Source organism: Mycobacterium talmoniae, from assembly GCF_001854525.1.
Taxonomy (GTDB): Bacteria; Actinomycetota; Actinomycetes; order Mycobacteriales; family Mycobacteriaceae; genus Mycobacterium; species Mycobacterium talmoniae.
The window spans coordinates 1-8,987 of the sequence record NZ_MLQM01000203.1 but is presented as its reverse complement, the minus strand read 5'-3'; the positions used below and the strand labels follow the sequence as shown (position 1 = coordinate 8,987).

The following is an 8,987-nucleotide window of genomic DNA, read 5'->3' as shown; positions in this document are numbered from 1 at the left end:
CCCCCCCCCCCCCCACCCCGCCCCCGCCCGCCCCAGCAGGGTATAAGAGACCGTTGCCGGTGATCGCGTCGGGCAGCGTGAGATTCGGTTCGCCGCCCTGCCCGGTACGGGGATAGGGCACCGGTAGCGGCGGGGTGCCCGGCTGGCCGACCGGCGGGTCGACCAGTTGTGAAGGCAGCAGCACGCCGGGGTCTAAGCCCAGGTCGGAGAATGCGGCGTCGATGGCCGGCTGGGAGAATTGGCCCGGGATCAGGTTGACCACTGAGGCTTTGAAGAACGGCCCCGATCCCAGGACTTCGCCGAACGACATCGCGTACCGCCGAAGCAGGTACAGGGTGCGCTGCAGTTCCTTCTTGCGGTTGTCCAGGATGTCCAGCACACCGTTGAGGTTGTCGACAGCGGGTTTGAGCTGCGTCCGGTTGTCGGAGACCAGGCCGGAGATCTGGTGGGACACGGCGGCCAGGTTGGTCATCAGTGTGTCCACCGAATGGCGTTGTGCCAGCAGCTCAGCCAGCAGTGCATTGGCGTTGACCACCAGCCTGGCAATCTGGTCGCTGCGGGTGGCCAGCACAGCGGTGACATCGTTGGCGTTGGCCAGCAGCTGGCGAAGTTTGGCGTCGCGGGTGTTGAGGGTATCGGAGAAGCGCGCCACCCCCTCCAGCGCGATCTTCAGGTCGGGCGGGGTGTCGGCAAACGTCTGCGCCAGTGTGGTGAGGGCCGAGGACAATTGCGTGGTGTCCAGGCCGCTGATGGTGGTGGTGAGGTCCCCCAACGCGGCCGGCAGGTCGTACGGGGACGTCGTCCGTTCGATGGGGATGGCACCGGTGAGGCGGCCCTCGCCGCGCGGGGTGATCTCAAGCACCTTGGTGCCGAGCACGGTTTCGGTCTTGATCGCGGCCTCGGTCCGGTCGCCCAGTTCTACGCCATCACGGACCGTGAACTCCACCCGGACCTGCGTCCCTTCCAACCGGATGCCGGAGACCCTGCCCACACCGAGACCGGACACCCGCACGTCACTGCCGGATTTGATGCCACCGGCCTCGGCGAAGTAGGCGGAGTAGTCGGCGGTGCCCTTGATGAACGGAAGCCGGTCGTAGAGGAAGGTCGCGAGCACCAGTGCGGCCAGGGCAAGGGTTCCAGCGACGCCCACGGCCACCCGGTTGCGCTCGGCGAGCGGTTTGATCCTGGGTCGGCTGATCCTGAATCGCCTCATTTGGGTGTGCACCGCCCGCTGGGTTGGTTGACGAGTTTGACGTACACCGGCTGGCCGCCTTTACCGTTGAGTTTGAGCAGCGCATCGCACAGGTAGAAGCTGAAGTAGTCGCCATAGAGGCCGTTTCGGGCCAGGATCTGGTAGGCGTCGGGCAGGGTCTTGACCAGATCGTCGACGTAGTCGTGATCGGCCATCACCTGGCCCGCGGCCCGGTCGGTCTGGGTCACGGTGTCCTGGATCGGTTGACGCGCGGCGGTCAAGAGGTCCGCGACCGACCCCGCCGCCGCATTGATGTAGGCCACCCCGTTCGCGATGTCGGCTTTACGGTCGGCCAGCCCCTGGGCGAGCTCAGACAGTTTGTCCAGGCCCTCCGCGAACTCGTGGTCGCGGGTCGCGAAGGTACTCAGCACGGTGTTCAGGTTGGTGATGACTTGCCCGATCAGCTCATCGCGTCCGGCCAGCGTCGTGGTCAGCGCCGAGGTCTGGGCCAGCACCGAGGAGATGGTGCCGCCCTGGCCCTGGAACACCTTCAGCAGCTGACCGCTCAAAGCGTTGATCTGGTCGGGATCCAACGCCCGAAACAGCGGCCGGAAGCCGCCGATGAGGGCGTCGACGTCGAGTGCGGGCGAGGTCCGTGCCGGCGGGATCGTCTCACCCGGATGCAGGGTGCGCACCGAACCGGGTCCCGGCTCAAGGGACAGGTAGCGGTCGCCGATGAGGTTCTCGTAGCGCACCACCGCCCGGGTGCCCTCGGTCAGGGTGAGGTCCTTATCGATGGCGAAGTCGACCGTGACGCTCCCATCTTTGCCCAGGGCCATGTCTCTGACTTTTCCGACTTCGACACCGGCGATGCGGACGAAATTGCCGCCTTTGAGGCCTGACACGTTCGTGAACACCGCCCGGTAGGAGGTGCGCGACTCGAAGCGGAACTGTCCGAACACCGTCACCAGGGCGAACGTGAACGCCAGGCATGCCACGGTGAACAGCAGCACGCGGGCCACGGTGCGGACGGTTCGTCCTCGCATTGGTATTCCTTGGTTCGCTCGGCAGGTTCACGGTGCGCTGGTCGGTCAGGGCGCCGGAGGTGTGGGCGGGGGCGGGTACAGCGGGGTCCCGTCCGGACCGAATTCGGGTGCACCGTAGGGAGGTGCTCCCGGGTAGGGCGGCAACGGGCCCGGCGCCGGGTCACCGCCGTAGCGGATGCTCGGCGGCTCCGGCACGGCGCGGGTGACCGGGAAGTAGTCGGCCCATCCCGGGAAGCCGATACCCGGGTTGGGTCGGACATCCAGGCCGGTGCCATACCCGGTGTCGGTCACCAGATACTTCACCGGAAAGTTCTTGCTGACGTCAGGCAGTGAGCCGCAACTCGGCCTGCCGCCCGGCCCGCCTTTCGCGTTGACGATCGGCAGGTTGTCCGGGTAGCGGTACGGATCGTCGCCGGCCAGCAGCGCGGCGTCCATGATCACCGACTCTCCGTTACCGCCCATGGCATCTCGCCCGCCGTGGTCGAGGAACCACTGGGCGCCTTGGAACAGGCAGGTGTACGTCGGCGAATACTTCATCAGCAGCGCGGTCGTCGGATCGAGGATGTTCATGGCGCGCACCAGGTTCGACTGGTTTGCGCCGATGGTGTTGATACCCGATTGGGAGAATCCGACCACCGACAGCAGCAGCTGATCGAGGTCCTTGGTGTGGGCGGTGATCGTCGTACTGGTGGTAGCGAAGGAGTCCAGGATCGATAGGATGTCCTGCGCAGCATCGGAATAGGCGTGGGTGGTCTCACCGAACAGCTGCCAGTCCCGCCGAACGGTCGGCATCCTGGGGTTGACCGCCAGCAGCACGTCGTTGGCGTCGGTGATCGCCTCGCCGATGCGATCCCCCTTGCCCCGCACGGATTCGGCGACGGCGGCCAGCACGGAGTTCAGCTTCGCCGGGTCGATGGAGTGCACCACCGCTTGCAGGTTCTGGAAAACCGTGTTGACCTCGACGGTGGTGTTGCGGGAGTGCAGCACCGCACCCGGGGTCAGCGGTGTCGGACTCGGCCGGTCGGGAACGATCAGCTCGACGTACTTGGCACCGAATGCGGTGCTGGACTTGATCTCCGCCTGCGTATTGCTGGGCAGGTAGCGGAACGGTCGCGGGTACATTTTCAGCGTCAGCTTCGAGTAGTCGGATCCCCCGGGATCGGTGGCAGCGCCCAAGGTGGCCACCTCGCCGATTTGGACGCCGCGCAGCTTCACCTTCGCGCCGTCTTCCATGACCAGGCCGGCCCGGCCGGATACCAGCGTCAGCGGAACGAAGGTGCGGAGCGTTCCGGCGAACAGCAGCGCGGTCAACCCGCTCACGGCCGCGATGAGCAGCACCAGCACCGGTGCCCACCAAATGGGGTCGATGCCGCGTCGCCGGGGAGTGTCGGTCATGTCTACTTACCCCGACAAGTGGAAGTTGCCGGACTGCCCGTACACCGACAGTGTGATGGTCAGCAAGATGAAGACACCCGCGGTGATCGAGGTGCGCACGGCGCGGCCCACCGCCTCACCCACGCCGGCCGGTCCCCCGGTGGCGGTGTAGCCGTAGTAGGTGTGCACCGCCATCACCGCACCGGCCATCGCCAGTGCCTCGGTGAAGGACCACAGCAAGTCCGTCGGGTGCAGAAACGTCGAGAAGTAGTGGTCGTAGACGCCGCGGGACTGCCCGTAGATGATCGTGGTGCCGAAGCGGGTCGCCAGGAACGACATCAACACCGCGACCGTGTAAATCGGGATGACCGCGACGATCCCGGCCACGATGCGGGTGGAGGCCAGGTACGTGACGGCCCGGATCCCCATCGCTTCGAGCGCGTCGATTTCCTCGTTGATCCGCATCGCGCCGAGCTGCGCTGTTGCCCCGGCGCCGATGGTCGCGGCCAGCGCCACTCCCGCGGTCGCCGGGGCGATGAAGCGGACGTTGAGGAATGCCCCCAGGAAGCCGGTGAGGGCTTCGATCCCGACATTGGACAACGTGTTGTAGCCCTGCACGGCGATCAGCGCGCCGGTCGTCAGGGTGAGGAATCCGACGATCACGACCGTGCCACCGATGACGGCCAGCGCCCCGCTGCCCATTCCCATGACCGCGATCAACCGCAGCACTTCGGCGGGGTAGCGCCGGACGGCGTCGACGCTGGCGCCCAGTGCGGCGCCGTAGAAGTGCGTCTGCTCCCCCAGTCTGCGGGTCGTGTCGACGGCGCGGGTCACGATCTCGCCACCGCGCTCCGGTGTCGTCGTCATGGCGCGACCTTCACACCGAACGCGGTAGCCAGAATGTTGATGAAGAACAGCGCCATGAACGCGAATACCACGGTTTCGTTGACGGCGTTGCCCACCGCGGTCGGACCGCCGCCCACAGACAGCCCCTTGTAGCAGGCGATCAGGCCGGCCGACAGTCCGAACAGCAGCGCCTTACCCAACGACACCACCACTTGCGGCAACCCGGTCAACAGTGTCATCCCGGCGACGAACGCTCCCGGGGTGACATGTTGAACGAACACCACGAACACATAGCTGCCGGCGAGCCCAACCACTGCGACAACCGAATACAGCATCAGTGCAACGAATGTCGCGGCGAGCACCCGAGGCACGACCAGGGCCTGGATGGGGTTGACCCCGATGACCTTCATCGCGTCGATTTCCTCGCGGATCGTCCGGGCACCCAGATCAGCGCACATCGCAGTGGACCCGGCGCCGGATACCACGATCGCGGTCACCACCGGCCCGACTTGGGTGACCGAGGCCAGCGCCGCGCCGGCCCCGGACAGATCGCCGGCCCCGACCTCCAGCAGCACGATATTCAACGTGAAGACAATGAGCACGGTGTAGGGAATGGAGAGCACCACCGTGGGGGCGATCGACACCCGTGCCACAAACCAGATCTGGTCCAGCAGCTCCCGCCAGGCAAGGGGAGGTCGGAACATCGCGGCGAACGTTTCGCCCGCCAGGACGACAAAATCACCGACGGCGATGGCGGGCTTGGACCAGGCGGCCGGCATGCTGGCCTCCGCCCGCACGGGGTGCGCCATCGAGCTCACCCCGTTCGCGGGGAAGCGACCACGCCGGCTGCTGGCGTGCTGCACGGTCGCTTCACTGTCGTTCTCACCCGGTTTCCTCATCCTCGGTCGGCTTGCGCGGAACGTTAAGAGCGCCGTGCTGGGCTGTCAACGCGGCGAAATCCACTACCACAACGTCAATTACGAATACTGCTGGTCGCCGCGGGTATTGCATTCCATTCATCGAGATTGAATCGGGGCAAGTAAAAGTCTTGACCTGCCGCACTTTTAGCGCAGGGTGCCCTTTAGCGCGAGCGTGCGTGTCCCCGGCCGACACGCCGAGGTGTCGGCCGGGATGACGCACGCTCGCGGCAGCTCAGCGCTGCGGATCCCGCTGGGCGGACCGGACGACGCCCAGCAGCAACCGCGCCAGGTGGTCGACGAGTTCGTCGCGGGACAGCGTCATGTCGCCTTTGGTGTACGCGGTCAGCGTGCCGATCCACCCGTGCAGCAACAGCTGCGCGGCAACATCGAGCAGCATGGGGTCGGCGCCGCTTCCCGCGGCGGTCTCCAGGTGGCCGCGGATCGCCGCCAGCGTCTGTTCGGTGATGGATGCCAGACGTGTTGTCATCGCGGCGTTCTCGGTGCTGGCACCGAAGACCCTGAGCGGCCGAGGATCGTCGACGAAGATGGTCACCATGACGTCGACGGCCCGCCTGGCGATGTCGTCCGGCGAGGCGGTCGAGGACCGGTCCTCGGCCAGCGCGGCAACCCGCCCGAAGGCGTCGGTGGCGATGCGGTCGAGCACGCTGTCCAACAGCTCGTCGAGGGTGCTGAAGCTTTCGTAGAAGTAGCGCGGCGACAGATTCGCCTGCTTGCAGACCCGGCGGATGGTGACCCCGCCGAGACCCTCGGCGTCCAGTAGCTCCAGGGCGGCGTCCAACAGCGTCGTGCGCCGTTGGGCGCGCCGATCGGCAGCCGTCACACCGCCGTAGGAACGCTGAGGCCCGGTGTCCGAAGGTGTCAACGCCCTACCTCGAATCCGGGTCTTGACTGCGGAGCTCCACGCCACCTATCTTAATCTGATAACGGGCCGTTTCCTAATTTGGAGCGGCCGGAGCCTACCGAAGGGTTGGGTCAGCGATGCCGTTGCCTACACCACTGCCAGCGCCCGGGCCGCTGCTGTCGGAGTTCACACCACTGCACACCGAGCATGATTACCTCCTCGACGACGAATTCGGTGCCGTTCCACCGGGCTTGCGGGGCACGCTGTATCGCAACGGCGCCGGACGCTGGGAGTCCGGCGGATCGCCGGTCGGGCACATCTTCGACGGCGACGGCATGCTGTCGATGTTTGTGTTCGACCAAGGCGGGGTGCGGTTCCGCAACCGGTACGTCCGCACCAACCATTACCTGCGCGGCAATCACTGCGCGGGGCCGGCGGGCCGCAATACCGGAACCATGCGCGGCAACGGCAGCTTCTGGGCCAACGCGTTCCGGTGGCCGTTGTCGAACCTGGCCAACACGAATGCGGTGTTACACGCCGGTCACCTGCTGGCGTTGTACGAGGCCGGCAAACCGCATGCGATCGATCCGGACACCTTGGCCACCCGCGGGGTTTATGACTTCGACGGCAAGCTGCGGGGTCTCGGATCGTTTTCGGCCCATCCGAAAATCGACCCGCGCACCGGCGAACTGTTCAACTTCGGCACCGCGATCTACCCGTTCCCCTGCCTGGTGGTGTACCGAGTGGACCCGAACGGGCGGCTGCACAAACTCACCCGGGTGCCGATGCTTCCACCGCTGCTCAACCACGACGTCGGGCTCACCGATCGGTACGTGGTGCTGGTTCTGGACCCGCTGGTCGCGTCGCCCACGGGGATGATTCCGGTATTGGCGGGGCTCAAACCGCTGGTCTCGGCCATACGTTTCGACCCCGACCTGGGCACGAAGATCGTCCTTGTCCCCCGCGACGGCGGCCGTGCGCACGTCGCGCACACCGAGGCCCTGCTGCATTTTCACCTCGCCAATTGCTACGACGACGGCGCCGACACCGTCATCGAACTGTGCCGCTACACCGATACCTTCGACACCGTCTGGCAATACCTGCATACCGGGTACAACCGCGCCCAAACGAAACCCGGCTTCGGTGGACCGCTCACCCGCCTGCGCGTCACCGGTACCGGTCGGGTGCTGCGCGAGGATCTGACCGATCAGCGCACCGAGTTTCCCCAGATCGATACCCGCTTCACCGGGCGGCGGCACCGGTACTCGTACACCGTTCGGATCCCCGAATTCGACCTCGGCTCCGCCGTCAGCCAACACGGGAACGACGAGATTGACTTTAGCGAAATCGATTTCGCCACAGTGTCGCCGAGAATCCAGGCGGGCGTCACGGCCGTCGACCATGACCGGGGCACGGAGTCGACCTACCCGGTCGATAACTTCGGCACTGCCGGGGAGCCCGTCTTCGCTCCGTCGTCGCCGGACGCACCCGAGGGCCACGGCTGGTTGCTCACGATTGAGTACGACCGCGTTAATCACAGATCCAAGCTTGTGGTGCTCGATGCGAGGGAGCCCGCTCGCGGGCCGGTGTATGTGGGCGGTCTGCGACATCACCTGCCGGCGGGCATCCACGGCTCGTTCACACACCGCGTCGCCACGCCCGGGTAAACCCGACTCATGCCGCGAGCGTGCGCAAAATGCCACTCCCGCATGGTTTCCGGCGTACATTTGTGCACGCTCGCGGGGAGGGCGGGGACTACGCCGCCAGCGGGCTGTAGTCGGTGGCGCGTTGCCGGGCCGGACGGCCGATGCCCTCGGCGATCGCGACCAGTTCGGCGACCGTTTTCGCCGACCCGTATTCGGAGCCGGCCATCCGCGAGATGGTCTCCTCCATCAGCGTGCCGCCCAGATCGTTGGCGCCGCCGTTGAGCATCACCTGGGTGTGGGCCACCCCGAGTTTGACCCAGCTGGTCTGGATCTGGGGAATGCGGCCGTGCAACATGATTCGCGCCAACGCGTGCACGGCCCGGTTGTCGCGGTGGCTGGGCCCGGGCCGGGCGCCGCCGGCCAGATACAGCGGCGAGCTCTGGTGCACGAACGGCAGCGGCACGAATTCGGTGAACCCGCCGGTGCGGTCCTGGATGCCGCGCAGCACGTTGAGGTGCCCCACCCAGTGTCGCGGCGAATCCACGTGGCCGTACATCATCGTCGAACTCGACTTCAGCCCCACCTCATGCGCGGTGGTGACGACCTCGATCCACAGCGAGGTGGGCAGTTTGCCCTTGGTCAGCACCCAGCGCACCTCGTCGTCGAGGATCTCCGCGGCGGTGCCCGGGATGGTGTCCAGCCCGGCCTCGCGCAGGCCGGTCAGCCACTCCCGGATGGATAACCCGCTCTTGGTGGCCCCGTTGGTGATCTCCATCGGGCTAAACGCGTGCACGTGCATCGAGGGCACCCGGGCCTTGACGGCGCGCACCAGATCGGCGTAGCCGCCCACCGGCAACTCCGGGTCGATGCCGCCCTGCATGCACACCTCGGTGGCACCGGCGACGTGGGCCTCCCACGCCCGGTCGCCGACCTCCTCGGCGGACAGCGAGTACGCGTCGGCGTCGCCCTTGCGTTGGGCGAACGCGCAGAACCGGCAGCCGACGTAGCAGATGTTGGTGAAGTTGATGTTGCGGTTGACCACGAACGTGACGTCGTCGCCGACCGTGTCGCGGCGCAGCGAATCGGCCAGTGCGGCAACCG

The 8,987-nt window shown here is 66.5% G+C and carries 8 protein-coding genes; 1 reads left to right on the top strand and 7 read right to left on the bottom strand.

Annotation, left to right across the window (positions count from 1 at the left end; translation table 11 throughout):
* The 6 genes from BKN37_RS23945 to BKN37_RS23915 all read right to left on the bottom strand — a co-directional run.
* On the bottom strand, positions 1 to 1,213 hold a 1,213-nt coding region (locus BKN37_RS23945), incomplete at its 3' end, for an MCE family protein (protein ID WP_083342011.1).
* Positions 1,210 to 2,238, bottom strand: a complete 1,029-nt coding sequence (locus tag BKN37_RS23940) for an MCE family protein (protein ID WP_071029424.1) — start codon at positions 2,236 to 2,238, stop codon at positions 1,210 to 1,212. The genes BKN37_RS23940 and BKN37_RS23945, both read right to left, overlap by 4 nt.
* Positions 2,239 to 2,283: 45 nt before the next feature.
* Positions 2,284 to 3,633, bottom strand: coding sequence for an MCE family protein (locus BKN37_RS23935; RefSeq protein WP_071029423.1), 1,350 nt, complete (start codon positions 3,631 to 3,633; stop codon positions 2,284 to 2,286).
* Between the two features lie 6 nt (positions 3,634 to 3,639).
* A complete protein-coding gene (locus BKN37_RS23930; RefSeq protein ID WP_071029422.1) occupies positions 3,640 to 4,479 on the bottom strand; it encodes an ABC transporter permease in 840 nt (279 codons plus the stop codon).
* Entirely contained in the window at positions 4,476 to 5,237 is a 762-nt protein-coding gene (locus tag BKN37_RS23925; RefSeq protein ID WP_071029421.1) for an MlaE family ABC transporter permease, read from the bottom strand. The genes BKN37_RS23930 and BKN37_RS23925 overlap by 4 nt, the downstream gene beginning before the upstream one ends.
* Before the next feature lie 373 nt (positions 5,238 to 5,610).
* Positions 5,611 to 6,219, bottom strand: a complete 609-nt coding sequence (locus BKN37_RS23915; RefSeq protein WP_071029419.1) for a TetR/AcrR family transcriptional regulator — start codon at positions 6,217 to 6,219, stop codon at positions 5,611 to 5,613.
* A 158-nt stretch (positions 6,220 to 6,377) separates the two neighbouring features.
* Here BKN37_RS23915 and BKN37_RS23910 point away from each other — a divergent pair, with 158 nt between their 5' ends.
* Positions 6,378 to 7,907 (top strand): carotenoid oxygenase family protein, encoded by a 1,530-nt coding sequence (locus BKN37_RS23910; RefSeq protein WP_071029418.1) that lies wholly within the window; start codon positions 6,378 to 6,380, stop codon positions 7,905 to 7,907.
* A gap of 88 nt (positions 7,908 to 7,995) precedes the next feature.
* On the opposite strand, the gene cofH is transcribed toward BKN37_RS23910, so the two are convergent.
* The coding region (gene cofH, locus BKN37_RS23905; RefSeq protein WP_071029417.1) for a 5-amino-6-(D-ribitylamino)uracil--L-tyrosine 4-hydroxyphenyl transferase CofH at positions 7,996 to 8,987 on the bottom strand (992 nt) is incomplete at its 5' end.